Consider the following 26,722-nt stretch of genomic DNA (forward strand, 5'->3'; position numbering starts at 1 on the left):
CTGCGTTTGCGCCAACGTTCTTGCTCGATGGCGTGATCGACGCTACTCGCCAACTCGGAGGTCCGGAGCGACTATTCACTCGACCGGATGGCATATTCCAGTTGGGTCTTCCATCCGGTCGGGGCGACGGTGTACTTTGCGGCGCCTCACCTGCGACCGGCGTAGTCCTTGACCACTTCCGAGATGAATTCCCGGGTTTGCTCGACATTGAGCGCCTGCGCCCGCAAGTGCTCGTACATCACCGCGTATTTCTGGACATCCTGGGCTTTTTCCAGATAAAGGTCGCTGGTGACGCCCTCGATGTAGACGACGGACGAATCGGCCGCGTCCGGGAACTCCAGAATCGCGTACTGCCCGCTCACGCCGGGGTGCGCACCCATCGAGAACGGGATCAACTGCACGGTGACATGCGGCAGCTGGGACGCCTCGAGCAGATACTCCAGCTGCTCGATCATCACCTGTTTACTGCCCACCTCGCGGCGCACCGCCGCCTCGTCGAGCACCGCCCACAGCCGCAGCGGGTTCTCCTCGGCGGCAATACGTTCCTGCCGGCGCAGTCTCACCTGCACCCGTTTGTCGATGTCGGCCGGTGTCGCCTCCGGCAGGGCGCCCTGGATCAGCGCCTCCGCGTACTGGCGGGTCTGCAACAGGCCGGGCACCACCTGCGGGTCGTACACGCGCAGGCTGGCGGCGTCCGTCTCCAGGCCGATGTAGACGCTGTAGGGGATGTCGCCGAAGGAGTGCCACCAGCCCTGCTGGCGCGAGTCCTTGGCCATCTGCATCAGCGAATCCACGATGCGGTGGTCCTCCACCTCGTAGACCCCGCACAGGTCGCGCACATCGCGCTGGCTGATGCTGCGACGGCCGTTCTCCAGGCGGCTGATCTTCGACTGCGAGACCAGGAGCCGCTCCGCCACCTCCTCGGCCGTCATGCCCTTGAGCTCGCGGAGCCGGCGCAGCTCCTGGCCCAGCCGGCGCCGCCTGACGGTGGGATTGACATTGGACGCCACGGGACGTGCACCTCCGGCTGCTGCCTCAAACTTGCAACTTTGCGTATCTGCTGTTGAGCAGACTGCCACCAAGGTGCTTCTTACCGCTGGGAAACTGCGGATATGCGGCGGGTACACGCCAGATCCACACATGCGCGCATGCGTCCGCGCGGGGCGGCGGACGCGTGCGTCGTCCGAACGACGCGTTCCGCCACCCCGCGCGGCTCGCGCGGCTCCCGAACCGGGCTTGTGTGCCGTACTGCCGTGGAACTGCGGCTCAGTGGGCCACGGCGCGTGCCATGCTGCCGCGGCGCGGCTGGGCCGGAACCCCGCGTGCGGGTTCCGCCACCGCCCTCGCTCCGGCGGCCGGCCGGCCTGCCGGGCCTCCCGCGGCACGGCGCGGCTGGGCCGCCGCGCCGTTCTGGACGTCCATCACGGCGTGCGCCACGAGTCCGCCCATGGGGTCGTGCCTGATCAGATCCCGCAGCCGGGAGCGGGACGAACGTCCCTCGTTCCCCGGATACAGGTGCTTGCCGAGACCCACCGCGTGCGCCAGGGCGGCGAGCGCCGCGGTCCGCGGGTCCGGCGGAACGCCGGTGCGGATCGCGGAATCCAGCCGGGCCCTGATCTCCCGGCTGATGGCGGTGTCCGTCGCCTGGTAGCGAGTCGTCGGCAGCACTCCGCACATCTGCCCCGGTACGGCGGCGACCATGCCGCACCGTTCGAGATGCGAGAGGTAGGTCTGGCGGAGCCCGAGACGCGGCCCGCCGATCCAGTGGACGGCCCGAACCGGAGCGCCGCGCCTTCGCAGCAACTCCAACGCGCAGTCCAGTGTCGGATCTCCTGTCGGCCGTGGTACCACCACGGCGATACGATCCCCGTCTGGGGCTATCCGTCCGGCCAGCGCCAGCTCCACTAGCTGCGCTCCGGCCAGACCGAGGTCGAGCGACTGCGGCTGTGCAGTGGTACCCGTGGCCGGGTCCAGTGCCAGCAGCAGAAGCTCCTCCGGAAGTGTTCTGCGGCTCCTGCCCATCCATGCCTCCCCGCGTGGATGAATGACAGGGTGACCCCTCTCACATTGGTCTGTCGAGGGTGCGTGACCTGTTTGTAGTGGAACCAGTAGGTATGTCGTTCTCGTCTACCGCTTGGGTTTAACCCGCACACAGGACACTGGTACATGGTTCGGACAGCGCCGCGGAGCGGTGTGCCGGGCGGCGGTTCACACGGTTCACGGTTTAGGAGGCATCGGTGGCGGGCGAGTCCCCCGACAGGTCGAAGCAGCGCGAGTCGTCGGCAGAACCGACGTCGGGGAGCGCGGGTCCGGTTCCCGAGGCCCGGAGCGAAGCGCGTTCGGACGATCCGCGGCTCTCCGTGGCTCGCACGGACGTCGACACGGCTACGCGCGTCCTTTCCGCCAAGGACCTCGCGGAGGCCCGGGAGGCCGCCGCCACCAAGGCCGACACCGAGGACGGCACCAAGGACGACGAGAAGCTCCGCGCCGCGGTGGCGGCGTGGGTCCGCTCGGCGGACGAGACCGACTCCGCCGGGGAGACCGACGGGGCCGAGGAGACCGACGGGGCTGACAAGGCTGGTACGGCGGCCCAGGACGACGCCGAGGACGCGGCTGGGGACGCCCCGGAGACCGAGGGCACGGAGGAGCCCGAGGTCGCCGGTGACGGCCGCGAGGAGGACACCGAGGAGGCCGGGGCCGGCGCCGGTGCGGTGGCCGAGGACGCGGCGCAGGGCGGGGACGAGAGCGAGGCCGACGCGGACGCCGACTCCGACTCCGACTCCGGCTCGGACTCCGAGTCCGACTCCGGCGAGGACGCAGCCGAAGACGCCTCTGGCTCCGCCGACGCGGAGGACGGCGCCGACGCCGAGAAGCCCGCCCCGGACTCCGAGGACGCGAAGGACGACGCCGACACCGACTCCGACGCCGAGGAGCCGACCCCGGCCGCCGCCAAGGACGCTGAGAAGGGCTCCGCCAAGGCCAAGGCGGACACCGACGAATCCCCCGTCGACCAGCCCACCACCGTCTTCAAGGCCGTACGACCGCCCAAGCCCGCCGTCGACCAGCCGACCACCATGCTGAAGCTCGGCGATGCCCTCAAGGCGAAGCCCGCCGAGAAGGCCGACAAGGCCGGGAAGCCGGAGGAGCCCGCCAAGCAGTCCGGCGAGGACGCCGAGAAGGACGCCGAGCGGACCAGCAAGTTCGTCGCGCTGAAGCCTCTCGACGACCCGGCGACCCGCAAGCCCCGCGCGGCCGAAGCCGACCCCGCCAAGCCCAACACGCCCGCCGCGGGCGCCAAGCCCAGCGCACCCACCGCACCCACTGCTCCCACCGCGCCCACCGCCCCCGGCGACGTCACCGCCGCCGTCCCCCAGCTCGGCCCGGAGCGGACCACGCAGCAGCCGTTGCCGCCGAAGCCGCCGCTGGATCTGCTGGCGGAGCTGACGAACACGCCGCCGCCTCCTCAGACGCCGCTGCGTACCGCCGTGCGCCGGGTGAAGATCTGGACGCCGCTGGTGCTGCTGGTCCTCATCGTGTTCGCGGTCGTCCAGTCGATGCGCTCGCTGCCGACGCCGACGCTCCAGCTGACCGCCGAGGACAGCCACACCTTCGACGGCAGCAAGGTGGACATCCCCTGGCCGGAGAACGGCCAGGCCGCCCTCGACGTCCAGGGCATCGGCACGTTCGGCTCGTCCGGCGAGCAGAAGCCGGTGCCGATCGCGAGCGTCGCCAAGGTGATGACGGCGTACATCATCCTCCGGGACCACCCGCTGAAGAGCGGCGAGGAGGGCCCGATGATCAAGATCGACCAGGCGGCCGAGGACCAGTCGCAGGCCGGCCAGGAGTCGACGGTCAACGTGTTCGCGGGTGACGAGATCTCCGAACGCGAGGCGCTGGAGAGCATTCTCATCGCATCCGCGAACAACGTGGCCCGTCTGCTGGCCCGTTGGGACGCGGGCTCGGAGAAGGACTTCGTGGCGAAGATGAACGCGACCGCGAAGGACCTCGGCATGACCAACACGACGTACACCGACCCCTCGGGTCTGAACGACACCACGGTCAGCACGGCCGTGGACCAGGTGAAGCTCGCCAAGGCCGCGATGACCCAGCCCGCCTTCCGCGAGGTGGCCGCGATGATGTCGTACGACGACTACAAGGGCGTCAACCACCCGAACTGGAACCAGCTGGTGGGCAGCAACGGCGTCGTCGGCATCAAGACCGGCACCACCACCTCCGCCCTCGGCAACCTGGTGTTCGCCGCGAAGAAGGAGGTCGGCGGCGAGACCCGGACCATCGTCGGCGCCGTGGTGCGCCAGCCGGCCGGCGGCGCGGACAACACCATCCTCGGCGCCGCGCTGCACCAGAGCGACCTGCTGATCCGCGCCGCGCAGGGCGCGCTGCAGTCGGCGACGATCCTGAAGAAGGGCGATGTCGTCGGCTATGTGGACGACGGCCTGGGCGGCCGCACCCCGGTCGTCGCCACGAAGGACGTCACCGCGGTCGGCTGGGCGGGCCTGGAGGTCAAGCTGTCCTTCGCCGCCGACGAGCTGCCGCACACGGCGAAGGCCGGCACGAAGGTCGGCACGCTGACCGTGGGCGACGGGGCGGTCGCCGGAGCCGTGAAGGTGCCGGTCGCCCTCCAGCAGGACCTCGTCGAGCCGGGCTTCGTGGACAAGCTGACCCGTATCGGCTGATCGCACCGCATCCGACCGCGCCTGACCGCACCCCGCCGGGACCCGCCAGGGAGCCCTCCGGCGGGGTGCGTGCTAGCGTCACGAATCGGGACAGGCCGCCCGCGTGCGGGACGCGGAGGGGAACTCCCGGAGACCCTGCCGGGAACGGTCGGCGAACACGGACCACGCGGCCGAGAACAGAAGAACGGGACACGGGGAGTGCCAACAGGTGGCCACTGCGGAGCCGACACGCACCGACGAGACCGGTCCGGGCCCGGGAGACGGCCCGCGAATACCCATATCCGCGTCCCCTCCGGAGCAGCCGGAGCGGTCACGGCGGCCGGTGGTCTCCGCCGTACGTGACCGGGTGCTCCGTCACCCCGTGCTCTTCGTCACCGCCCTGGCCGGAGCACTGCATCTCGTCTGGTTCTTCACGTTCGCGAACAGCGGCGGCGATCTCGCGGCCCAGGACGCCTGGGCGGAGTTCGTCGGCCGGCACCCCGACTCGGCGTACAACCTCGCCTGGTACGGCGGCATGCACCCGGTGTCGTACAGCGTGGTCTCGCCGTATCTGATGTCGGTGCTCGGCGTCCGCACCACGATGATGATCGCGGGGACGCTGTCGGCGGGTCTGCTGACGATGGTCCTGATCCGCAGCCGGGTGGTGCGCAATCCGCTGTGGCCCGCGCTGGCGGGCGTGTTCGGCCTCCTCGGCAACGCGGCCTCGGGCCGGGTCACCTTCGGTCTGGGCACCCTGTTCGGCCTCGCGGCCGTGGCGGTGGTGTTCTGCTGGCCGTACCGCTGGCGCTACAAGCGCTGGGCGAAGGCGCTGTGCGCGGCGCCGCTGGCGGCACTGGCCACCATGTCGTCCCCGGTCGCGGGCCTGTTCGTCGGCCTGATCGCGGTCGCCCTGTTCCTGCAGAAGCGGCGGCCGGGCGCCTGGGCGCTGGGCCTTGGCCCGACCGCGGTCGTCGCGGTCTCGGCGTGGGCGTTCCCGTTCTCCGGCACCCAGCCGATGTCGTTCGGCTCGGCGGCGCTGCCGATGCTGTACGCGCTTCTGGTCTTCCTCCTGGTCCCGCGCGAGTGGACGACGGTACGCATCACCTCGGCGGTCTACTTCCTCGCCATCCTCCTCGTCTGGCTGATCAGCTCGCAGATCGGCTCGAACATCACCCGGCTGGCGATGCTGTTCGCGGGCGTCGCGCTGGTGGCGGCGCTGCCCTTCGCGGTGCCGCGCTCCCGCAAGTGGTACGCGCTCGTCGTCGCCTTCGTCGGTTTCGTCGGCTGGATCGGCTTCAAGTCGGTCGACGACGTGGTGCGCACCACCCCGCGCGCCTCCTGGGCCCGCGAGCTGGCCCCGCTGGTCAACGAACTCCAGGAGGTCGGCGCCGACAAGGGCCGCGTCGAGGTGGTCCCGGCCCGCTCGCACCGCGAGGCCTCCGCGCTCGCGCCGTACGTCAACCTGGCCCGGGGCTGGAACCGCCAGGCCGACATGGAGCGCAACCCGCTCTTCTACGACGACACCCTCAACTCGGCCAACTACCACCTGTGGCTCAAGCGCTGGGCGGTCCACTTCGTCGTCCTGCCCAAGGACAAGCCGGACGGCGACGGCGGCCAACGCGAACGCGAGCTGGTGCAGCGCGGCCTGCCGTACCTGGAGCAGATCTGGGGCGACGCCAACTGGCAGCTGTTCCGGGTCGTCGACCCGGCCCCGCTCGCCGACCCGCCCGCCACCGTGGAGCGCGCCGAGCAGGGCGAGATGACCCTGCGGGTCAGCGAACCCGGCCGGGTCCTCATCCGCGTCCCCTACTCGCCCTGGCTGAAGCTGGTCGACGCCGAGGGCAAGGGCGTGGAGGGGCCGCGGGAGACGGCGGAGTCCCAGGCCCGCCCGGACGGCGAGCCGAAGACGTACGAGAACGTCAACGGCTGTCTGATGGAGACGGAGGAGGACGAGGAGGGCGACAAGTGGACGGTCCTGCTCGCGCCCCGCGCGGGCACCTACCGCCTGGCCTCGCCCTACGACTGGCCGCGCGGGACGCCCTGCCCGGAGGAGCTGCGCTGACCCGCCTCAGCGCAGCTCGCCAACGTACCGGTCGGTGCCGGGCACGGTCGGGATGAACGGGGCCACCAGCTCCACCCGCCCCACCTCGGTGCCGAGGTCCGCGAAGTGGGCCTCCCAGCACTCCCGCGGATCGGCCTCCAGGAACCACAGCAGTGTGAGCCGGGTGTCGACGCCCTCGACCTGCCGGACGTACGACATGCGGTCCAGCGGCAGCGGCGTGGGACGGAAGACGGTGACGAGGGCGGCGGGCGACCCGTTGCCCAGCCGCTTCGGCAGATACCGCCCGCACAGCCACTCCAGCAGCCCGGCGAGCTGTTCCGGCGTCTCGGTGTCGACGACCTGGAGGACGAGCCCGGCGTACGGATGGTCGAGTGCGTGGATGTCCCGGGGCCCGGCGGCGCCGTCCCGGTAGACGGTCGCCGCGTGGTCCTGGAAGGCCGTGAAGACATGGGTGCGGTCCCGGTAGACGCGGCCGTCCCGGTTGAGCCGCCGGTTGATGGCGACGGTCCAGCGCATGTGGTCGTCGTACCGGCCCTCGGTGATCCAGTACGTCGAGAGGTAGCACCCGGCGGTGACCGGCTGGGCGACGGCCGACTTCTCCGGGTAGCGCAGCAGTTGCAGCTCGCGGGTGGCGACCCAGCGGCGGCCGGCGTACATCCAGGGCATGGCCATGGCCCCGGCGTAGTAGTGGTCGTCCTCGTACCAGCGGTTGTAGGCGTACTCGTGGCCCGGGTGGGGCTCGACCATCGTGATCAGCGCATGCCCGGGCCGGACCCCGTACGGCCCGACGGCGGCCAGCTCGCCGTACACCTCGCTGCGGGTGTCGTCGCTCATGGGCTTCCCCTTCCTGGACGGCTCGCCCATACTCTGACGCTCCGTCAGATAAAGCACCAGGCCCATGACGGCTCACGACCGGGAGGCCGGAATGTCACTGCTCGCGGGCAAGACCGTCGTCGTCTCGGGAGTCGGCGCCGGACTCGGACACCAGGTCGCGGCGGCGGTCGTACGGGAGGGCGGGAACGCGGTTCTGGGGGCGCGGACGGAAACACATCTCGCGAAGTGCGCGACGGCGATAGACCCGGAGGGGAGGCGCACGGCGTACCGGTTCACGGACATCACGGACGAGGACCAGTGCGCGGCACTGACGGAACTGGCGACGGAGCGATTCGGCCGTGTCGACGCGGTGGTGCATGTGGCCGCCTGGGACAGCCACTTCGGCGGACTGGAGGACGCGGACTTCGAGACGTGGCGGTCGGTACTCGACGTCAACCTCCTCGGCACCCTGCGAATGACGCGGGCGTGCCTGCCGGGACTGAGGGCGGCGGGCGGCGGCTCGGTGGTCTTCATCGGCACGCAGTCGGCGGTGGCGGCGCCGTCGCAGGTGCGGCAGGCGGCGTACGCGGCGTCCAAGGGCGCGCTGACGAGCGCGATGTACTCGCTGGCCCGGGAGTTGGGCCCGTCCCGGATCCGGGTGAACACGGTGCTGCCGGGCTGGATGTGGGGCCCGCCGGTACAGGCGTACGTCCGCTTCACGGCGCGATCGGAGGGGGTGGAGGAGCGGGAGGTCCTGCGGAGACTGACGGACCGGATGGCACTGCCGGACCTGGCGACGGACGGAGACGTGGCGGACGCGGCGGTGTTCCTGTGCTCGGACCGGGCGAGGGCGATCACGGGCCAGTCGCTGCTGGTGAACGCGGGGGAGTTGATGCGCTGAGGGGACACGCCACCGACCGCGGTCGCGGTTCAGGTCCATGAACGGAAGTCACCTGGCAGAACAATTTTACCACCCTTTGACCTTCCGCTTGCTTGTCGTGCTCACGTGACCGCACTCACGATGAGCGGGCCGTTCACAAGGCGGACCCTGGGCGGACCCTGGAAGGGTGGCACATGAACAGTCTCGACTGGGCCGTGCTCATCGGCTACTTCGGCGTGATGGTGGCCATCGGCGTCTGGTCGCACAAGCGCGTGGACAACGTCAGCGACTTCTTCACCGCCGGCGGCAAGATGCCCTGGTGGCTCTCCGGCATCTCGCACCACATGTCGGGCTACAGCGCGGTGATGTTCACGGGCTACGCGGGCATCGCCTACACCTACGGCGTCACATCCTTCGTCACCTGGTCCTTCCCCATCGCCCTGGGCATCGCCATCGGCTCGAAACTCTTCGCCCCACGGATCAACCGACTGCGCTCCCGGCTCCATGTGGCCTCACCCCTGGAGTACTTGAAAAACCGCTACGACCTGAAGACCCAGCAAGCCCTGGCCTGGTCGGGCATGCTCCTGAAAATCGTGGACGTGGGCGCGAAATGGGCGGCGATCGCGACACTGCTGTCCGTCTTCACGGGCGTATCCCTGAACCAGGGCATCCTCATCACCGGCACCATCACGGCCGTCTACTGCACGATCGGCGGCCTGTGGGCGGACGCGCTGACGGAGCTGGGCCAGTTCGTCATCCAGTTCCTGGCCGGAATAGCGATGTTCGTAGCCGTGATCGTGGAGCTGAACGACCGGGGCATCGGCTTCCTGGGCGCCTGGGACGAGCCGGAACTCCAGGGCCACGAAGAGCCGTTGGTAGGCCCGTACGGCACGGTGTTCCTGCTGGCCTTCCTCTTCATCAAACTCTTCGAGTACAACGGCGGCATGCTCAACCAGGCCCAGCGCTACATGGCCACGAGCAGCGCGTACGAGGCCGAACGCTCAGCGCGCCTGTCGGCGGTGCTGTGGCTGGTCTGGCCCTTGGTCCTCTTCTTCCCGATGTGGATGTCCCCACTGCTGGTCGAATCACAAAAGCCGGACGGCTCGGATTCGTATGGACTCATGACGGAACAACTCCTCCCGCACGGCCTGCTGGGCCTGGTCATCGTCGGCTTCTTCTCCCACACGATGGCCATGTGCTCCTCCGACGCCAACGCGATCGCCGCGGTCTTCACCCGTGACTGCGCGCCGGTGGTGTGGCGCCGGGCGCGGGCCTGGAGCGAGGGCCAGGGCCTGCGGGTCGCCCGCATCACGACGGTCGTCTTCCTGGGCCTGTCCATGGCGGCGGCCACGCAGGTCAACTCCCCCGCCTTCAAGGACATCATCACGGTCGTCATCAAGTGGGTGGCCGGCCTGATGGGCCCCATGGCCATCCCCATGATGCTCGGCCTGCTCCGCCCCTTCCGCCGCTCCGGCCCGACGGCCGCCCTCACCAGCTGGGCGGCGGGCCTGTTCGCCTTCTGGCTGGTGAACTACCCCATCCACTGGAACATCGACGGCGGAGTCCCGCTCCAGTACCAGGTCTCGATCCCCCTGGCGGTCTCCCTGATCCTCTACATCCTGATCGGCTTCCTCAAGCCGGAAGACACCCCGGAACGCCTGGCCATCATCGAACGGATCAACACGGACGACGACGGAGACTCCACGGGCGCCGCGGCAGCGATCCCGGCACAGCAGGGCGGGGCGCCGGGGGTGGCGATCAAGGACTGACGCCCTGCCCCTTAGGGCCTCGGCTCACATGCCGAGGCCCTTCGCTTCAGCTCCAATCGTGGCCTCGCGGCCTCTACCCCGATCACCTACCCTCTGCCCCCCGGCGGCGACCCGCCAAGCCGACCCGGCGTGCATGCGAGACGCCGATGCGCGCTCACGCACCACCGGCGAACAGCCGCTCAGCCGACCCGGCGTGCCCCTACGGCGCTGACGCGCCCCCGACCCCGGCCGGCAGCTCACCCCACCCGCACACTGCCCCACCTCGGGACCCCGCTCTTCCGGGCCGCCCGCTCGCTTCTTCCCCGTGCTGGAGCGGCCCGGGTCAAGGGTGGCCCGGAGGGCCATCGCCGAAGGCGACGCGCAGCGCCCTTGAGGCGGGCCGTGGAAGCACGACACTGCCAAGGAAGCGGGCAGCCCCCACGGTCACTTGCAGACGCCGCTCACGAAGGTGACCATGCTCGAGGAGTGAGGGCGAGCTGGGGACCGGCCGTGTCCTTGGAGTCGCGTACGTGGACGGTGGTGTCGGCGGGGGCAACCGCGACCTCCACGCAGTCCGGGCCCTCGTTGCTGCTGTAGCTGCTCTTGAACCACTCGAGTGTGGTGGTCATGTCTCTTTCCCCAGCACTTTCTCGATGAAGGCCGGTGACTCCCGGGGCGTGAGCGCCTGAGATCGGATGATCCCATAGCGCAGTTCGAGAGGCTGCACCTGCTTGGGACCGCTGATCAGGCGGTTGTCCCGGCCGCTGCCGGGACTGCCGCGAGTCCACTGCCGCGGCGTAGCCGAGGGCCGACCGCACTCCCGCCACCCTGCACCAGGCGATCACCGAGATCTCAGCGATCTGGGAAGCGGCCGAGAGGGACCTTGCGCTGTGACGTACTGATTCGTCCCCTGAACCGGCCGTTCCCGTTCGATTACAGTGCTGGCGTCGTACGAGCGGACGGTTCCCCGGGGAGGTCTAGGTGGGTGCGACAGCCGGGCCTGTCTGGGGACGGGCCGAGCAGCAGGACTTTCGGAGCAGGGTGCGCGGCACGTTGCTGGGCGTGGCCGTCGGGGACGCGCTTGGGGCGCCGGTCGACGGGATGGGGATCGAGGAGATTCGGGAGGCGTACGGGCCGGAGGGGGTCGTAGACCTCGTACCCGCCTACGGGCGGCGCGGTGCCGTCACCCACCTCACCCAGCTCACCCTCTTCAGCGTCGACGGGCTCATACGCGCCCAGGTGCGGCGCGACACCGGCGCCTGGCATCCGCCGACCGATCTGCACCGGGCGTATCTGCGCTGGGCGGCCACCCAGCGGGACTGGGGGCCGGACGAGCGGCGCAAGGACGACGGATGGCTGGCCCGGGAGGAGTGGCTGTACGCCCGCCGGGATCCGGCCCGGGCGCTGCTGATCGGGTTCGGCGACGAGAAGATGGGCACCCTGGAGGCGCCCAAGAATCCCGGAGAGGCCGGGCCGGAGGCGGCGGCCCGCTCCGCTCCCTTCGGGCTGCTCGTCGGGTGGGAGCCACAGCTCGTCGTGCAGCTGGCGGTGGAGTGCGCGGCGCAGAGTCATGGGCATCCGACGGCCTATCTCGCCGCCGGTGCGTACGCCGTCGTCGTGCACGGGCTGGCCCGGGGCGAGAGTCTGGACGGTGCCGTGCAGCGGGCGATGGCGATGCTGGCCGTGCGGCCGGGGCACGAGCCGGTGTCGGGCGCGTTGCAGCAGGCGCTGGGGGCCGTACGGCAGGGGATACCGACGCCCGGGAGGGTGGAGGAGCTGGCCGGGGACGGCACGGCCGAGGACGTCCTCTCCGCCGCCCTCTACTGCGCACTCGTCGGCGAGGACGTACGTCACGGCCTGCGTCTCGCCGTCAACCAGGGCGGCCCCTCCGCCGCCACCGCCGCCCTCGCCGGCGGCCTCCTCGGTGCCCTGCACGGGGAGACGGCCCTCCCGCCGGCCTGGCTGGCCGAAATCGAAGGCCGCCCCACCATCCTCGAACTCGCCGACGACTTCGCCATGGAGATGACCCAGGGGCCGGCACTTCACAGCCCGGCGGGGGCGTCGCCGGCGTGGCTGGCGCGGTATCCGAGAGGGTGAGCGAAGCACCCCGCGTCACCGCGGGGAGGTCGTTGTCCGGCCCGGTGTTCGGAGCCATGGGAGGAGTTGGGCCGCGCCGAACGTCACCTCCACCGCCAAGAAGAACCACAGCAGGCCGAACGCGCCCTGGCTCAGGGCGTACGCCTGCCAGGCGGCGAAGAGGGCGCGGGTCGTGCCGTCGAACAGGCCGTGCACGGGCAGGGGGCGGAGGATGCGGAGGGTGGCCCAGATGACGACCACCGAGCCCATCAGGTTGGCGTAGAGGGTCTGGATGGGGTCCGGGCCGGGGAGTGCTCCCAGGCCCAGGTCGGTGCTGAGGGAGGAGAGGAGGTCGTGGAGGACGGCGTAGGTCCAGGGGGTGGCGAAGCCGGCGGTGACGATCAGGTCGTACCAGGCGCTGGCACGGACGACACGCAGGTATGCGGGAGTTCCGGTCATGGCGCCTGACGCTAAACAGTGGACTACGCTCCAAGGTCAAGTCTCGGGGGTGAGGGGACGGAGGGGGCCTTGCGCATCGGGGAGTTGGCAGAGCGAGCCGGAGTGAGCAGGGACGCCATCCGGTTCTACGAGAAGGTCGGGCTCGTGCAGGCGCGGCGGCTGGCCAACGGGTACCGGGACTTCCCGGCCGAGACCGTCGCCTGGCTGCAGTATGTCCGTACCGCGCAGACGCTCGGGTTCTCGCTGGCCGAGATCGCGCGGCATGGAGAGGAGTTGCGCGAGGCTCCGGACACGGCCGAGGCGTTGTCCGCGTTGTTCGCCGAGAAGATCGCGGTCATCGATGCCCGTATGGCCGAACTGGCCGTCCTGCGGGCCGAATTGGCCAGCCGGGTGGGTACGGGGTGTCCGCTGCGGCGGCAGGCTTCATAGTCGCGTGGCTCAATTGCTGCCGGTCCCGCGGTCCGCGCGGCAAGATGGGCGCCATGTCCACCACAACCTCGCGCGGCGCTCTCTCGCTCGCCGCCACGCTGCTCACCGGGACTGTCGCGCTGTACATGGCGCTGGTCGCCTTCGGGAACATCACGGACTTCGGGACGAATCAGCAGTTCGTGCAGCATGTGCTCGCCATGGATACGACGTTCAAGGACGACGATCTGATGTGGCGGGCGATCACGAACGAGACGGTTCAGGACGTCGCCTACGTCGCGATCATCGTGTGGGAGACCGTCGCCGCGCTGGTGCTCGTCGCGGGTACGTGGTTCTGGGCTCGGGGGGACGGCGGCCGGGGGCGGCGGATCTCCACGTACGGGCTGCTCATGGTCATGCTGCTCTTCGGCGTCGGGTTCATCGGGATCGGCGGTGAGTGGTTCGCCATGTGGCAGTCCGGGGACTGGAACGGGCTGGATGCCGCCACTCGGATCTTTCTGGTGAGTGGGGTCGTGCTTGTCGTCAATCACCTGCCCGGGCGGGAAGCAGCCGCGTAGCGGCCCGGTGTCGTGCCCACCAGGCGTTTGAAGTGGCGGGTCAGGTGGGCCTGGTCGTGGAAACCGACCTCGGTCGCCACCTGTGCCGGTCGGTGGCCGGCGAGCAGCAGGCGCCGGGCGCGGTCGATGCGGCGGGTCGTCAGGTACTGGTGCGGCGCGATGCCGAAGGTGGCGCTGAAGGAGCGGACGAGGTGGGCGGGGTGGGCGTGGACCAGCTCCGCCGCCTCGTTCAGGGTCACGCCGGGGCGGAGGCGGGCGTCCAGGATGTCGCGGAGGTCGTGGGCCACCCCCTGGGCCGGCGGCCGGTCGTCCATCCCCAGGCCCGTCTCTCCGCGCGGGCGGAGGCGGCCGCGCAGGCGGTCGGTGATCAGTGTCAGGCGGCTCTCCGCCTCCAGCTCCTCGCCCGGGTGCGCCAGCGCCGCGTGCAGTCGGGCGACCCGTCGTCGGAGCAACGGGTCGGCCATGTCCGGGGCGTCCACCGCCGCGCCGATGAAGGTCTCGTCCAGCTGGGTCAGGTCCAGGTAGAGCACGCGTTTGCGGAAGCCGTGCGCGGTGGCGGGCTCGCCGTTGTGCGGGACCTGCGGTGGCAGCAGGGTGACCGTGTCGTGCGGGGTGCCGTGTTCGCGGCGGTTGAGGTCGTAGCGCACCGCCCCGTCGTCGACGATCAGCAGCGTCCACACGTCGTGGATGTGCATGGGGTACGCGTGCTCGGTGAAGTGGGCGTGGAAGACCTCCACGACGCCCGGTACGCGGGGGCGCCACGCTGCGATCTCCGGTCGGCCGACCATGCAAGGAACGTACAAGACGGGCTGGCGGCGCGGGCGGCAGGCTCGGTACATGACGACCGACGCCATCACCGGGACCACGCCTGTTCGCTTCGATACGAAGATCGCCGTTCTGCTGCGGGACGACCTCGCCCCCTGGCAGCGGCTCAACGTCACCGCCTTCCTGGTCAGCGGGCTCGGTACCGAGGTCCCCGAGGTGATCGGCGAGCCGTACGCCGATGCCGACGGGACCTCCTATCTGCCCATGTTCCGGCAGCCCGTCCTGGTGATGGAGGGGAGCAAGGAGCTTCTGACCGCCGCCCATGCGCGGGCCGTCTCACGCGCGCTGCCCCGCGCCGTGTTCACCTCCGACCTCTTCGCCACCGGCAACGACCGTGACAACCGGGCCGCCGTACGGGCCGTTCCCGCGGATCAGCTGGATCTGGTGGGGATCGCCGTGTACGGGCCGCGCAACGCCGTCGACAAGGTGCTCAAGGGTGCCCGGATGCATCCCTGAACGAACTCCGGGCAAGGCTATTCGACGACGCTTACCGTCGTGCCCGTCGTACCGAACGCCCACAGCGCCGTGCCGTCCGCCCTCTTCGTGCGGATGCCGCCGGTCTGGGCGCCGGAGGCGGGGGGCGGGGAGGAGCCGTCGACCGCGTGGGAGAAGGCGATGTTCACGCCGGACTTCGCGGCGAAGTAGACGATGTGCTCGATGCGGACGCCGTCGGAGCCCGTGGTGACGGGTTCCGAGCGGGTGCCCACCGTGTACGTGCCGGGGTCCGGGTCCACCGTGCCCGGCCAGACGGCGAAGGTGCGGCGCGGGCTGTCGCTCGCGTCGATCAGCCAGACCCGGTCCTGGGAGAGGGAGTAGACGATACGGCGGCCTGTGCCCGAGTCGTCGGGTACGGCCGTCGGAGCCGTCGCGGTGGGCTTGGGCTTCCCCGTCGCCGTCGCCGTCGCCGACGGGGTCGGTTCCGTCGCCGTCGCGACCGGACGGGTGCCCTGGGTGGCCTGGACCGCGAGGACGGCGACCACCGCTATCGCCCCGGTGGTCAGACCGGTCACCCAGGCCCACGAGGGAAGCCGGCGGGCAGGCACGGGCACGCATCTCCTCAGTCTCCGGCCCCCGGTGCCGGACCGCACCGAGGGTCGGATCATCGTACTGTGCGGGCCGAAACCGCCTGCCTTCAGTCCAGTACCGGCAGCAGCTCCGGCAGGTGGCCGTCGGAGGCCTCCGCCGCCCGCCGGCGCTCCTCCGGGACCTCGCCGTAGACCGTGGTGCGCGGCTTCGCCGGACGGCCCGCCGCCTCCGCGACCGCGATCAGCTCCTTGACGGACTTGTACGAGCCGTAGGAGGAGCCCGCCATGCGGGAGATCGTCTCCTCCATCAGCGTGCCGCCCAGGTCGTTGGCGCCGGAGCGGAGCATCTCCGCCGCGCCCTCCGTGCCCAGCTTCACCCAGCTCGTCTGGATGTTCGGGATCCAGGGGTGGAGCAGCAGCCTCGCCATCGCCGTCACCGCGCGGTTGTCGCGCATCGTCGGGCCCGGCCTCGCGATGCCCGCCAGGTACACCGGGGCGTTGGTGTGGATGAAGGGGAGCGTGACGAACTCCGTGAAGCCGCCCGTGCGTTGCTGGATTCCGGCGAGGGTGCGGAAGTGGCCCAGCCAGTGGCGGGGCTGGTCGACATGGCCGTACATCATGGTCGAGCTGGAGCGGATGCCCAGTTCGTGGGCCGTTGTGACCACCTCGATCCATGTCGCCGCCGGCAGCTTGCCCTTGGTCAGGACCCAGCGGACCTCGTCGTCCAGGATCTCCGCCGCCGTACCGGGGATGGTGTCCAGGCCGGCTTCCTTCGCCGCCGTCAGCCACTCGCGGATGGACATGCCGGTGCGGGTCGCGCCGTTCACCACCTCCATCGGGGAGAACGCGTGGACGTGCATGCCGGGGACCCGCTCCTTCACCGCCTTCGCGATGTCGAAGTACGCCGTCCCGGGCAGGTCCGGGTGGATGCCGCCCTGCATGCAGACCTCCACCGCGCCCACGTCCCAGGCCTGCTGGGCGCGGTCGGCGACCTGGTCCAGAGAGAGGGTGTAGGCGTCGGCGTCGGTGCGGCGCTGTGCGAAGGCGCAGAAGCGGCAGCCCGTGTAGCAGACGTTGGTGAAGTTGATGTTCCTCGTGACGATGTACGTCACCTCGTCGCCGACCGCCGACTTGCGGACGTCGTCGGCGACCCGGCACAGCGCGTCCAGCGCCGGACCGTCCGCGTGGAGCAGGGCCAGCGCCTCGGCGTCCGTCAGTTTCGTCGGGTCGTCGGCCGCCACCCGCAGCGCCTGGCGTACGTCCGTGTCGATGCGCTCGGGAGTCATGCCGGGGGCCGCCGCCTCGCGCAGGGCGGCCCAGTCGCCGTACACCTCGTCGAAGTCGTCGCGGCGGTCCGCCGTACGGCCGTCGGTGTCGATCGTGGTGTGCAGGTCGGTGCGGCCCGACGCGACGAAGACCTCCTCCGGTTCCTGCCACGGGCGGCCCTCGACCACGGCGTCCTCCCGGGCCAGGCCCGTCTCCGGGTCGGCGAGCGCGCGGACGTGCGGCAGCAGGCGCGGGTCCAGCCAGGGTTCGCCGCGCTGGACGAACTCCGGGTAGACGCAGAGGCGTTCGCGGAGTTCGAAGCCGGCGGTGCGGGAGCGCTCCGCGAGTCGTTCGATCTGCGGCCAGGGGCGTTCGGGGTTGACGTGGTCGATGGTGAGCGGGGAGACGCCGCCCCAGTCGTCGATGCCCGCGCCGATCAGCCGCTCGTACTCGTCGTCGACCAGGTTGGGCGGGGCCTGGAGGCAGGCGCTGGGCCCCATGATGTGGCGGGCGACCGCGACCGTGGCGACGAGTTCGTCCAGTTCCGCGTCGGGCATGCCGCGCATCGCGGTGTCCGGCTTGGCGCGGAAGTTCTGGATGATCAGTTCCTGGATGCCGTGGTACGACCGGGCCACACGGCGGAGCGCGAACAGGGACTCCGCCCGCTCCTCGTACGTCTCGCCGATGCCGATCAGCAGACCACTCGTGAACGGCACCGAGGAGCGGCCCGCGTCCTCCAGCACCCGCAGGCGGACGGCGGGTTCCTTGTCCGGGGAGCCGTAGTGGGGGCCGCCGGGCTCGGACCACAGCCGTTCGGCGGTCGTCTCCAGCATCATGCCCATGGAGGGCGCCACGGGCTTCAGGCGCTGGAAGTCCGTCCAGGTCATGACGCCGGGGTTGAGGTGCGGCAGCAGGCCCGTCTCTTCCAGGATGCGGATGGAGATGGCGCGGACGTAGGCGATGGTGTCGTCGTAGCCGTGCGCGTCCAGCCATTCGCGGGCCTCGGGCCAGCGGTCCTCGGGCTTGTCGCCGAGGGTGATCAGGGCTTCCTTGCAGCCCAGTGCCGCACCGCGCCGGGCGATGTCGAGGACCTCGTCGGGGGACATGAACATCCCGTGCCCCGCGCGGCGCAGCTTGCCGGGAACGGTGACGAACGTGCAGTAGTGGCACTTGTCCCGGCACAGCCGGGTGAGCGGGATGAAGACGCTCTTGGAGTAGGTGATGACGCCGGGGCGGCCCGCCGCCTCGAGGCCCGCGTCGCGTACCCGGGCGGCCGAGGCGGCCAGGTCCTGGAGATGCTCGCCGCGGGCCTGGAGCAGGACCGCCGCCTCGGAGACATCGAGGGCGACACCGTCCCGGGCGCGTTTGAGGGCGCGACGCATGGAGTTCTCGGTGGGGCCGGTTCCGGAGGTCGCGGAAGTCGTCATCCTCCGAGCGTAAGGCTCCGCCGGTTCAGCGGATTTCGGGGGGCGAGGTGCCGGGTTGCGGTGCATGGCCGGGTGCGGGGGCGTTGTGGCTGGTCGCGCAGTTCCCCGCGCCCCTAGGTGGGTGCCCGCACCCAGGGCTACAAGTACTCGGCATATCCGTCCAGAACCCGCAGCACCTCCGCCTCCCCGCCGGGCGGCAGCTGCACCACGACCTCCTCGATGCCGAGGTCGGCGTAGTGCGCGAGTTTGCCGGGGGTGGGGTGGACGGCGTACGGGACGACCTGGAGGGCGGCCGGGTCGCGGCCGGCGTCCGCCCAGGCGGCGCGCAGCACCGGCAGGGAGGTGGACAGGCCGCGTCCGCCGATGGGCAGCCAGCCGTCGGTGTACTCGCAGATGTGCGCGAAGAGTTTCGGCCCTGCGGCGCCGCCGGCCAGGGTGCGCGGACCGATCACCGGGCCGCGCGGCTTCCGCACCGGCTTGGGGTGGGCATGGCTGGCACGAACGGAGCCGAACTCGCCCTCGTAGGCGGTCGGTTCCTCGGTCCACAGCGCCCGCATCAGCGCCATCCGGTCCCGGACGAGTTCCCGGCGGGTGCGCCACTCGACGCCGTGGTCGGCGGCCTCCTCCACGTTCCAGCCGAAGCCGAGGCCGAGGGTGAACCGGCCGCCGGAGAGGTGGTCGACGGTGGCGATCCGCTTGGCCAGGTCGATCGGGTCGTGCTGGGCGACGAGCGTGATGCCGGTGCCGAGTCCGAGGCGCTCGGTGACGGCGGCGGCCTGGCCGAGCGCGACGAACGGGTCGAGCGTACGGCCGTACTCGCGCGGCAGTTCGCCGCCCGCCGGGTACGGCGTGGTCCGCTCGACGGGGATGTGCGTGTGCTCGGGGAGGTACAGCCCGGCGAAGCCCCGCTGCTCCAGCTCACGCGCGAGCCGGGTCGGGGTGATCGTCTCGTCGGTGAGGAAGATGGTGACCGCGATACGCATGACCCATCTCTACCGGGGCGCGGGGCATCTGTCCATACCGACCAGTCGGTCACTTCCTACGCCAGGGCGGCTTCCTTGGGTTCCGGCCGCACCGGCTCCTCCTCGTCCGGGGTGCGGGCGCCTCGGCGTACGGCTCCCAGGCTGGCCACGATGACGCAGGCCGTGCCCACGTACTGGAGGGTGTCTCCGGACTGGGACAGCAGCAGCAGGCCGATCACGGCCGCGATGGCGGGCTCGAAGCTCATCAGGGTGCCGAACGCGGCCGTGGACAGCCGGCGCAGGGCGATGAGTTCGAGGACGTACGGCAGCACCGGCAGCAGCAGGGCGGCGCCCGCCGAGCCCAGCAGCACCCACGGGTCCAGCAGATGACCGGCCGCCTGGGGCAGGCCGAAGGGCGCGGCGCACAGCGCGGCCACGGTGAGGGAGATGGCCAGCCCGTCCACGCCGGAGAAGCGGTCGCCGACCTTCTGTGTGAAGACCACGTAGCCGCCGAGGCAGGCACCGGCCAGGCAGCCGAAGAGCAGGCCGAGGAGTTCCGCGTCGCCCTCCCACGGGCGGGTCAGCGCCAGTACGCCGACGGCGGCGAGCGCGGGCCACAGCAGGTCCACGCGCCGGCCGCGCAGGCCCCAGACGGCCACCGCGAGCGGGCCCAGGAACTCCAGGGCGCTGGCGACGCCGAGCGGGATGCGGTCGATGGCGAGGAAGTAGAACATCGTCATCGCGGCGCTCATCAGGCCGAGCGCGGCGGCGACCAGCAGATCGTCCCGGGAGCGGCCGCGCAGCCGGGGCCGGGCCCACACCCACAGGAACACGGCCGCCCAGGCCAGCCGCAGGAATGCGGTGCCGACCGGGCCCGACCGGTCGAACATCCAGGTGGAGACGCCCGCCCCCAATTGGACGCTGGTCATGGCCAGTACGGCGAGCGCGGCGGGTCCGGCGGTTCCCGACCGAATTCTGGTGCGCGGCATTTTGCTGGCTTCTCCTGTCCGGTCGTTTCCCATTGCCTGCTGTGCCGCGAGCAGCTTCACCGACCTGATACGGACGTGTCAGCTCCATTTCCCGGCCGAAAGCGGAAATGGCCCCGACCGGACAAGCCCCGGCAATCACCAGGGCGGGTACTCGGCCAACAATGCGGCCGGGATCGGCCACTTCCGCTTCCTGACAGCGCCAGAGCGGCGATCATGCCCGGCCCGCCCAGCAGGATGGGCGCATGGCAGGACTGACGACGACGGACGCGGCGATGAGTGACGCGCTGCGCTTCCACGTCTGCCTGCTGTGGGCCGACGGCCGGCCGCCCGTGCTCGACGAACGGGAACTGGCCGACACCGTCCAGCTGATCCTCGTCGACCAGCTGGAGACCTGGGCCAACCGGCTGCTGGGCACGCTCGCCGGGCCCACCGCGGACTCCGCCGCCGTCCCGCCGCCCGCGGACGGGCCGGGCGGGGTCGCCGGGCGGCTGCTGTGGACGGCCGTGCCCGACCTCGGACGCTGGCTCTCGCCCGACTGGTTCCGGCCCGACCTGGCCGCCTCCGTGCTCGCCGAGACCGCGACGACCGCGCGCCGCGATCTGCGCCGGCTGGACGCGGCGCCGCTGCTGCGGCCCGCCGTGCGCGGCGGCTGGCTCACCGCGCACCTCGATCTGCTGGCCGCCCTCTCGGTGACGGCCCGGCCGATGATGCCGGGCTGGTCGGAGTTCGTCGCCCGGCACCTGGGGCTGCGGACGGACGCCCAGTGGCCGCCGCGCCCCGGCACCGGGGGGCGGCTGCTCACGCCGGGGCGGCGGCTGCCGGCCGGACTGCCGGTGTACTTCCGGGTGCCGCAGGGGTATTGAGCGGCGCTCGAATTCTCGTTCCTGAATTCCCGCCTTTCAGCAGGGCCGTGTCCGGATGCGGACACGGCCCTTTGTCCGCATCCGGACACAGTCTTTTGTCCGCATGCGGACACGGCCTTTTGTCCGCATGCGGCCAGCCACCGCGCGGAGTGTGCGTCCTAAGCCTGCCAATGACATTTGCGGACGCGGAAATCCCTTTCTCCGGGCGTTGCGCGTCGGCAAGATCTTCTCCAGCGAGCGGGACGGCGATCAACGCCCGCCGGTTCACGAGAAATTCACCCACCTCTCTTGAGAGAAGGAATCCCCATGCGTTTCGTCCGTCGTTCGGTTCTCACCCTGGTGACCACCCTGGCCGTCGTCGCGCTCGGCGCGGGTGCCGCCTCCGCCACCGAGAACGGCGGCGCGGCCGGCGGTTCGGTGCTGATCACCGAGTGGTGACCCGAGTGGAGACCACCACCCAATGGGCCGTCGCGGAGGGCCGCTACAAGCCCTACCGCTTCAGCCGCGAGATACAGGAACGCGTCCGGGAACTCAACCGGCTCGACAACTGGCACGGCATCCTCGGATTCCTCTCCGACGCCTTCTGGATCACGGCCGCCATCTGGCTGAGCGCCGGCGTCTCCTACTGGTTCTACCCGCTGACCCTGGTCGTGGTGGGATCCCGGATGCGGGCCCTGGCGACCCTGCTGCACGAGAGCGCGCACGGCATCCTCGCCGCCAACCGCGCCCTCAACCTGGTCCTGGGCACCGTCCTGTCGGCGTATCCCATCTTCCAGACGCACTACTCGTACAAGAAGTCGCACGTGGCCACCCATCACCCCAAGCTGGGGCGGCCGGACGTGGACCCGGATCTGGTCTTCTTCATCGAGCAGGGCGTCTACGAGGAGGGGCTGACCACCCGCCAGCGCTGGATGCGGCTGGTGGTGCTGCCGGCGCTCGGCTCACGCACGCTGTCCGTGCTGAAGTACCTGGTCGTCAACCGGCTCGGTGGCGGCAGGAACGGTTCTGCGGCGGAGGAGGAGCTGCGCGCCGACTACCGGGTCAAGGCGCGGCGCGACACCATCGCGTTCGCCGTGTTCTGGGCGGCCGCGCTCGGCGGACTCGCCTGGGGCGGATTGCTCGTGGAGTTCGCGCTGTTCTGGCTGGTGCCGTATCTGACCACCTTCCAGATCGTCAGCTGGTACATCGAACTGGCGGAACACACCCCGCTGGTGCGGGACCACAGCGTCAACCTCTACATGACGCGCAACCGCAAGAGCCGTGGTCTGGAGCGGTTCCTCACCGCGATGCACCGCGAGAACTTCCACCTGGACCACCACCTCGACACCCGTACGCCGTACTGGAACATCCGCAAGGTGCACCAGCTGCGCCTCCAGGACCCGGAGTACGCGGCGTGGGACGCGCGGATGGGCGGACTGTTCACCAAGGGTCCGCAGGGGCAGGAGTCCGCGATCCGGCAGATCATCCGGGGACTCGGGGAACGGCACGCGCCGACGGTGCCGGCCGCCGAGGAGGAGCAGCTGCTGCGGGCCGCCTGACGAAGACCACGAAATCCGAAGGAACCCTGCGGATGTGACGGGGGCGCCCGATTACCGGGCGTCCCCGATCCACTACCTGAGACACATTTGCATGGCTATGCCAAGCTACGAATATAGTCGCCCCGGCCGCACGTCATGATCATCTTTACTCGGGGGGACATGTGCTGGGGCTGGGTGAGTTTGAGGAGTCGGTCTACCGACTCATTCTTCGTACGGCCGGGGGGCGGATCCACGAACTGGTCACCGAGCTCGACGCGGACGAGGCCGCCATCCGGGACGCCATCTCCCGGCTCACGGACCTCTCCCTGATCCGGCGTTCCTGGGAGGACGCCGACCTGCTGCTGCCCATCAGCCCGGAAGTGGCCGTGGGAGCGCTCCTCGCCGACCAGGAGGAGCGGCTGCTGCGCCAACGGCAGGAACTGGAGCGCAGCCGCGCCTCGCTGGCCCGGCTGGTCTCGGAGTACACCACCGTCGGCTACGTTCCCGGCGACAACGGCGTCCAGCGGCTTGAGGGCATCGACGCCATCCGCACCCGGATCGAGGAACTGGTCTGCCGCAGCTCGCTGGAGATCATCTCCTTCAACGCGGGCTCCTACGAGGCCGAGGCCCTGGAGGCCGGGCGCGCCACCGACCGGGCGGCGCTCGACCGGGGCGTCGTCATGCGCGGCCTCTACCTGGAGAGCATCCGCAACCATCCGCCGACCCGCGACCACGTGCGCTGGCTCACCGACAACGGCGCCGAGATCCGCACCACCCCGGTGCTCCCGCTCACCCTGCTCATCTTCGACCGGGAGACCGCTCTGCTGCCCGTCGACCCCGAGGAACGCGGCGCCGGCGCGCTGGTGGTGACCGGCACCGGCATGTTGTCCGCGCTGCTCGCCCTTTTCGAGCAGTACTGGGACGCCGGCGCGCCCTTCGGCGGGCGTCCGCAGGAAGCCGACGACGACGAACTCACACCCGCCGAGAAGGAGCTGCTGCGGCTGCTCGCCAAGGGCCTCACGGACGAGGCGGCGGGCCGCCAGCTCGGCGTCTCCCAGCGCACCGTGCGCCGCAGGATCGCCGAACTGACCGACCGGCTGGGGGCGGGCAGCCGCTTCCAGGCGGGGGTGCTGGCCAGCCGGCGCGGCTGGCTCTGAGCACGGCCGCTCCACGGGGCCTGCCTATCGAGGTGCCGTTCCTGTCACCCGGAAGTCCGGGACACGCAGGGGCGGCATCGCCGTACGCGGGAAGTGCATGCCGAACTCGCGGCCCAGCGTCCGCTCGGTGCGCCCCGCCTCGGTGGCGCGGGCCAGCAGGGAGACGGGGGACTCGGCGAACCGTACGTCGTCCGCCTCGGCGGTGATCTCGCCGTCCTCGACGAGGTAGACGCCGTCGCGGGTGAGGCCGGTGAGCGTGAGGGTGGCCGCGTCCGTCGGGCGCATGTACCAGAGGCAGGTCAGCAGGAGGCCCCGGCGGGTGTCGCGGACCATGTCGGAGAGGGTCCTGGCGTGCGGGCCGCCGTCGAGGACCAGGTTGCCGACGGCCGGGCGCACCGGCAGGCCCAGCGCCGTCGCGTCGCGGCGGCTGGTGAGCAGCGAGGTCAGGACGCCGTCGCGGATCCAGTCGACCGGGCCGAGCGGCAGGCCGTTGTCGGCGGGGCTGCTCCCCGCGCCCGCCGCACCGCCGAACACGTCGGACACCTCACCGCGCGACAGCACGAACGGGCCGCACTCCAGGCCGGGTTCGGCCGGGTCGCCGCGCAGGGTCAGCGGAAGGCCGGCCAGTCGCTCGCCGAGCCGGGTGCCGCCGCCGGGGCGGCCGAAGACCGTACGGCCCTGCGCCGCGTCCTCGGCGCCCAGCGCCCGGTACGCCGTGATCATCAGGTCGGCGACCGCGGCGGGCGGCAGCAGCACCTCGTAACGGCCGGGCGGGAGGGTACGGCGGGGCAGCCGCCGGGCGAGCACACCGGCGGTCGCCGCCTCCAGGGCGCCCGCGTCCACCTCCGCGAAGTCCCGCGCCGCGTACGCCGCCCACGCCGAGCGGACGCCGTCCCGGGCACAGAGCTCCAGGGTGGCGGTCGGCTGGAGATGCCGGCGGCGCAGACCGGTGGAGGTGGCGAGGAGGGTGGCCGTGAGGTGGTGGCGGGTGTAGCCGGAGAGGGCCGGGTGGCGGAGGGCGGTGAGGGTGTCGAGGGGGAGGTGGGGGTGGGGCTCGGGGGCGGGCCAGGCGGCGCCTAGGGCGTGGGCGCGGGCGGCCTCCGAGAGGTCGGCGGAGCTGGTGGCTCGGGTGAGGTGGGTGCCGGAACCCGTGGGTCCCAGCGGGGGCGGCAGGTCCGGGACGGGGGTCGCGCGGGACGCCATCGACTCGGCCGTGTGGACCGCCTCCGCCACGTCGGCGGGGGTGTCGGCCGGGGCCGTGTACGTGCCGACGGCTGTGCCGCCGGGGCGTTGCAGCGCTGCCACGACGGTCACCCTGCGGCCGGTGCTCTCGCCGTTGGCGGTGAGGTCGTGGCCGGACCAGCGCAGCCAGGCGGCGGCGGTGTCGTCGACGACGACCGTGCAGTGGGTGGCGCGAGAGCGGGCGAGGGCGAGGTCGGCGATGTCGTCGGGGGTCATGGGCGGGGACTTCCTCATGTACGGGCACTCATGTACGGGCACTCATGTACGGGCGGAGAGCACCGGCACCCGGCGGAACAGGGCGGACGGGCAGCCGTGGCCGGCCGGGGCGACCTGGACGGGCTGACCCTTGCCGCAGTGGAAGGCACCGCAGAGGAGATGGGTCCGCGGCCCGCCGAGCGCGGCGAGGGAACGCCAGAAGCCGGTCGTCGTGGACTGGTAGGCGGCGCCTCGGACCTGGCCGGTCAGGCGGCCGGAGCGGATGCGGTGGACGCGCTGGGCGGTGAACTGGAAGTTCAGGCGCCGGGTGTCGATGGACCAGGAGTCGTCGCCGACGACGTACAGGCCGTCCTCGACCTGGGAGATCAGGCCCGCCGTGTCGGGGCCGTCGGGGGCGGGGGCCAGGGAGACGTTCGGCATGCGCTGCAGGGGGATGCCGTCGTACGACCCGGCGTAGGCGCAGCCGCCGGAGCGGGGCAGGCCGGCGCGGGCGGCGGTGGTGCGGTCGGTCTGGTAGCCGGTGAGGACGCCGTCGCGGATCAGGTCCCAGCGCTGGGCGGCGACGCCCTCGTCGTCGTAGGCGACGGTGGCGAGGCCGTGCGGGGTGGTGCGGTCGGCGGTGACGTGCATCAGCGGGGAGCCGTACTGGAGGCTGCCGAGGAGGTCGGGGGTGGCGAAGGAGGTGCCCGCGAAGGACGCCTCGTGGCCGAGGGCGCGGTCGAGTTCGGTCGCGTGGCCGACGGTCTCGTGGAGGGTGAGCCAGAGGTTGGTGGGATCGATGACGAGGTCGTAGGTGTCAGGGACCACCTCGGGGGCCGCCGCCTTTTCCGCCAGCAGGCCAGGCAGTCCGGCGAGTTCCGTGTCCCAGTCCCAGCCGGTGCCGGTCAGGTATTCCCAGCCGCGACCGGTGGACGGGGCGGTGGTGCGCAGGGAGACGAGTTCGCCGGTGCGCAGGTCGGGGGCGTGCGCGGTGAACTCCGGGAGGACGCGGACGCGTTGCTGGGTGACGCGGGTGCCGGTGGTGTCGGCGTAGAACTTGCTCTCCCGTACGGCCTGGAGGGCGGCGTCGGCGTGGCGGACGCCGGGGGCGGAGAGGAGACGGTCGCTGTAGTCGGCGAGGAGGGCCGTCGTCTCGTCCGCGGGGATCTCGAAGGGGTCGGTCTCGTAGGGGGCGATCCAGGTCCGCTCGCCGTGCGGGGGCTCCGGGGCCGGGGTGACCCGGGCCGGGCTGAGGGTGGCGGCCCTCTCCGCCGCGCGGACGGCCCGGCGTACGGCGGACACGGCGGCGTCGACGGTCGTGTCGGCGGCGGCGGCGAAGCCGTGGACGCCGTGGTGGAGGACGCGTACCGCGTATCCGGCGGTCACGGTGTCCGACGCGCCGGCCGGGCGGGCGTCCCGCAGCCGCCAGGAGGCGTCGCGGACCCGCTCGTAGCGGAAGTCCGCGTGTGCCACGCCCAGTTCGGCGGCGCGGGTCAGTGCCGCGTCGGCCAGCCGGTGGTACGGGACGCGGGTGAAGTCCGGGGCGAGGTCCCTGCCCAT

The 26,722-nt window shown here is 71.3% G+C and carries 24 protein-coding genes and 1 pseudogene; 12 read left to right on the top strand and 13 right to left on the bottom strand.

Features of this window, described 5'->3' with window-relative positions; all coding sequences use genetic code 11:
• Positions 1-146: 146 nt before the first annotated feature.
• Both ACZ42A_RS11570 and ACZ42A_RS11575 read right to left on the bottom strand, forming a co-directional pair.
• Positions 147-1,010: a helix-turn-helix domain-containing protein gene (locus tag ACZ42A_RS11570; RefSeq protein WP_468526974.1), complete on the bottom strand. Its 864-nt coding sequence runs from the start codon at positions 1,008-1,010 to the stop codon at positions 147-149.
• A 256-nt stretch (positions 1,011-1,266) separates the two neighbouring features.
• Positions 1,267-2,022 carry a GOLPH3/VPS74 family protein gene (locus ACZ42A_RS11575; protein ID WP_468526975.1) on the bottom strand — a complete coding sequence of 252 codons (756 nt, stop codon included), beginning with the start codon at positions 2,020-2,022 and terminating at the stop codon, positions 1,267-1,269.
• Positions 2,023-2,360: 338 nt separating this feature from the next.
• Here ACZ42A_RS11575 and ACZ42A_RS11580 point away from each other — a divergent pair, with 338 nt between their 5' ends.
• Positions 2,361-4,694: a D-alanyl-D-alanine carboxypeptidase gene (locus tag ACZ42A_RS11580; protein WP_468526976.1), complete on the top strand. Its 2,334-nt coding sequence runs from the start codon at positions 2,361-2,363 to the stop codon at positions 4,692-4,694.
• Between the two features lie 208 nt (positions 4,695-4,902).
• On the top strand, positions 4,903-6,735 hold the full coding sequence (locus ACZ42A_RS11585; protein ID WP_468526977.1) for an MFS transporter: 1,833 nt from the start codon (positions 4,903-4,905) through the stop codon (positions 6,733-6,735).
• A 6-nt stretch (positions 6,736-6,741) separates the two neighbouring features.
• On the opposite strand, the gene ACZ42A_RS11590 is transcribed toward ACZ42A_RS11585, so the two are convergent.
• Entirely contained in the window at positions 6,742-7,569 is an 828-nt protein-coding gene (locus ACZ42A_RS11590; RefSeq protein WP_468526978.1) for a hypothetical protein, read from the bottom strand.
• 91 nt (positions 7,570-7,660) lie between these two features.
• Here ACZ42A_RS11590 and ACZ42A_RS11595 point away from each other — a divergent pair, with 91 nt between their 5' ends.
• Together ACZ42A_RS11595 and ACZ42A_RS11600 are read left to right on the top strand one after the other, a co-directional pair.
• Positions 7,661-8,449, top strand: coding sequence for an SDR family oxidoreductase (locus ACZ42A_RS11595; RefSeq protein ID WP_468527286.1), 789 nt, complete (start codon positions 7,661-7,663; stop codon positions 8,447-8,449).
• Between the two features lie 173 nt (positions 8,450-8,622).
• A complete protein-coding gene (locus ACZ42A_RS11600; protein ID WP_468526979.1) occupies positions 8,623-10,197 on the top strand; it encodes a sodium:solute symporter family protein in 1,575 nt (524 codons plus the stop codon).
• Between the two features lie 440 nt (positions 10,198-10,637).
• On the opposite strand, the gene ACZ42A_RS11605 is transcribed toward ACZ42A_RS11600, so the two are convergent.
• Both ACZ42A_RS11605 and ACZ42A_RS11610 read right to left on the bottom strand, forming a co-directional pair.
• Positions 10,638-10,805, bottom strand: coding sequence for a DUF397 domain-containing protein (locus ACZ42A_RS11605; protein ID WP_468526980.1), 168 nt, complete (start codon positions 10,803-10,805; stop codon positions 10,638-10,640).
• Positions 10,802-10,930, bottom strand: a pseudogene (locus tag ACZ42A_RS11610) (transcriptional regulator); the annotation flags it as partial. The pseudogene ACZ42A_RS11610 and the gene ACZ42A_RS11605, both read right to left, overlap by 4 nt.
• A gap of 227 nt (positions 10,931-11,157) precedes the next feature.
• Between ACZ42A_RS11610 and ACZ42A_RS11615 the strand changes: the two are divergent.
• Entirely contained in the window at positions 11,158-12,273 is a 1,116-nt protein-coding gene (locus ACZ42A_RS11615) for an ADP-ribosylglycohydrolase family protein (protein ID WP_468526981.1), read from the top strand.
• Between the two features lie 15 nt (positions 12,274-12,288).
• Here ACZ42A_RS11615 and ACZ42A_RS11620 read toward each other — a convergent pair whose 3' ends face one another.
• Positions 12,289-12,711, bottom strand: coding sequence for a hypothetical protein (locus tag ACZ42A_RS11620; protein ID WP_468526982.1), 423 nt, complete (start codon positions 12,709-12,711; stop codon positions 12,289-12,291).
• A 69-nt stretch (positions 12,712-12,780) separates the two neighbouring features.
• On the opposite strand from ACZ42A_RS11620, the gene ACZ42A_RS11625 reads away from it, so the two are divergent.
• On the top strand, positions 12,781-13,140 hold the full coding sequence (locus ACZ42A_RS11625; protein ID WP_468526983.1) for a MerR family transcriptional regulator: 360 nt from the start codon (positions 12,781-12,783) through the stop codon (positions 13,138-13,140).
• Between the two features lie 53 nt (positions 13,141-13,193).
• Positions 13,194-13,694: a DUF2165 domain-containing protein gene (locus ACZ42A_RS11630; protein WP_468526984.1), complete on the top strand. Its 501-nt coding sequence runs from the start codon at positions 13,194-13,196 to the stop codon at positions 13,692-13,694.
• On the opposite strand, the gene ACZ42A_RS11635 is transcribed toward ACZ42A_RS11630, so the two are convergent.
• Entirely contained in the window at positions 13,664-14,482 is an 819-nt protein-coding gene (locus tag ACZ42A_RS11635) for a helix-turn-helix transcriptional regulator (protein ID WP_468526985.1), read from the bottom strand. The genes ACZ42A_RS11630 and ACZ42A_RS11635 overlap by 31 nt on opposite strands.
• A 49-nt stretch (positions 14,483-14,531) precedes the next feature.
• Between ACZ42A_RS11635 and ACZ42A_RS11640 the strand changes: the two genes are divergently transcribed.
• Positions 14,532-14,975, top strand: coding sequence for a DUF2000 family protein (locus ACZ42A_RS11640; protein ID WP_468526986.1), 444 nt, complete (start codon positions 14,532-14,534; stop codon positions 14,973-14,975).
• A gap of 17 nt (positions 14,976-14,992) precedes the next feature.
• Here the strand turns inward: ACZ42A_RS11640 and ACZ42A_RS11645 are convergent, their stop codons facing one another.
• The 4 genes from ACZ42A_RS11645 to ACZ42A_RS11660 form a co-directional block, all read right to left on the bottom strand.
• A complete protein-coding gene (locus ACZ42A_RS11645; RefSeq protein WP_468526987.1) occupies positions 14,993-15,568 on the bottom strand; it encodes a hypothetical protein in 576 nt (191 codons plus the stop codon).
• 83 nt (positions 15,569-15,651) lie between these two features.
• On the bottom strand, positions 15,652-18,237 hold the full coding sequence (locus ACZ42A_RS11650) for a bifunctional FO biosynthesis protein CofGH (RefSeq protein ID WP_468526988.1): 2,586 nt from the start codon (positions 18,235-18,237) through the stop codon (positions 15,652-15,654).
• 137 nt (positions 18,238-18,374) lie between these two features.
• The gene (locus tag ACZ42A_RS11655) at positions 18,375-19,220 is read right to left on the bottom strand and encodes an LLM class F420-dependent oxidoreductase (RefSeq protein WP_468526989.1); all 846 of its coding nucleotides are present in this window, start codon (positions 19,218-19,220) and stop codon (positions 18,375-18,377) included.
• Between the two features lie 56 nt (positions 19,221-19,276).
• The gene (locus ACZ42A_RS11660; RefSeq protein ID WP_468526990.1) at positions 19,277-20,188 is read right to left on the bottom strand and encodes an EamA family transporter; all 912 of its coding nucleotides are present in this window, start codon (positions 20,186-20,188) and stop codon (positions 19,277-19,279) included.
• A gap of 242 nt (positions 20,189-20,430) precedes the next feature.
• Between ACZ42A_RS11660 and ACZ42A_RS11665 the strand changes: the two genes are divergently transcribed.
• The 4 genes from ACZ42A_RS11665 (at position 20,431) to ACZ42A_RS11680 (ending at position 23,725) form a co-directional block, all read left to right on the top strand.
• Positions 20,431-21,051, top strand: coding sequence for a hypothetical protein (locus ACZ42A_RS11665; protein WP_468526991.1), 621 nt, complete (start codon positions 20,431-20,433; stop codon positions 21,049-21,051).
• 306 nt (positions 21,052-21,357) lie between these two features.
• On the top strand, positions 21,358-21,489 hold the full coding sequence (locus ACZ42A_RS11670) for a hypothetical protein (protein WP_468526992.1): 132 nt from the start codon (positions 21,358-21,360) through the stop codon (positions 21,487-21,489).
• Positions 21,490-21,494: 5 nt separating this feature from the next.
• A complete protein-coding gene (locus tag ACZ42A_RS11675) occupies positions 21,495-22,589 on the top strand; it encodes a fatty acid desaturase (protein WP_468526993.1) in 1,095 nt (364 codons plus the stop codon).
• 161 nt (positions 22,590-22,750) lie between these two features.
• Positions 22,751-23,725 carry a helix-turn-helix transcriptional regulator gene (locus ACZ42A_RS11680; RefSeq protein ID WP_468526994.1) on the top strand — a complete coding sequence of 325 codons (975 nt, stop codon included), beginning with the start codon at positions 22,751-22,753 and terminating at the stop codon, positions 23,723-23,725.
• A 24-nt stretch (positions 23,726-23,749) separates the two neighbouring features.
• Here ACZ42A_RS11680 and ACZ42A_RS11685 read toward each other — a convergent pair whose 3' ends face one another.
• Both ACZ42A_RS11685 and ACZ42A_RS11690 read right to left on the bottom strand, forming a co-directional pair.
• Entirely contained in the window at positions 23,750-25,183 is a 1,434-nt protein-coding gene (locus tag ACZ42A_RS11685) for a metallopeptidase TldD-related protein (RefSeq protein ID WP_468526995.1), read from the bottom strand.
• Between the two features lie 42 nt (positions 25,184-25,225).
• Positions 25,226-26,722: a TldD/PmbA family protein gene (locus ACZ42A_RS11690; protein WP_468526996.1), complete on the bottom strand. Its 1,497-nt coding sequence runs from the start codon at positions 26,720-26,722 to the stop codon at positions 25,226-25,228.

The sequence above is a fragment of the Streptomyces sp. NPDC030838 genome (assembly GCF_055572035.1).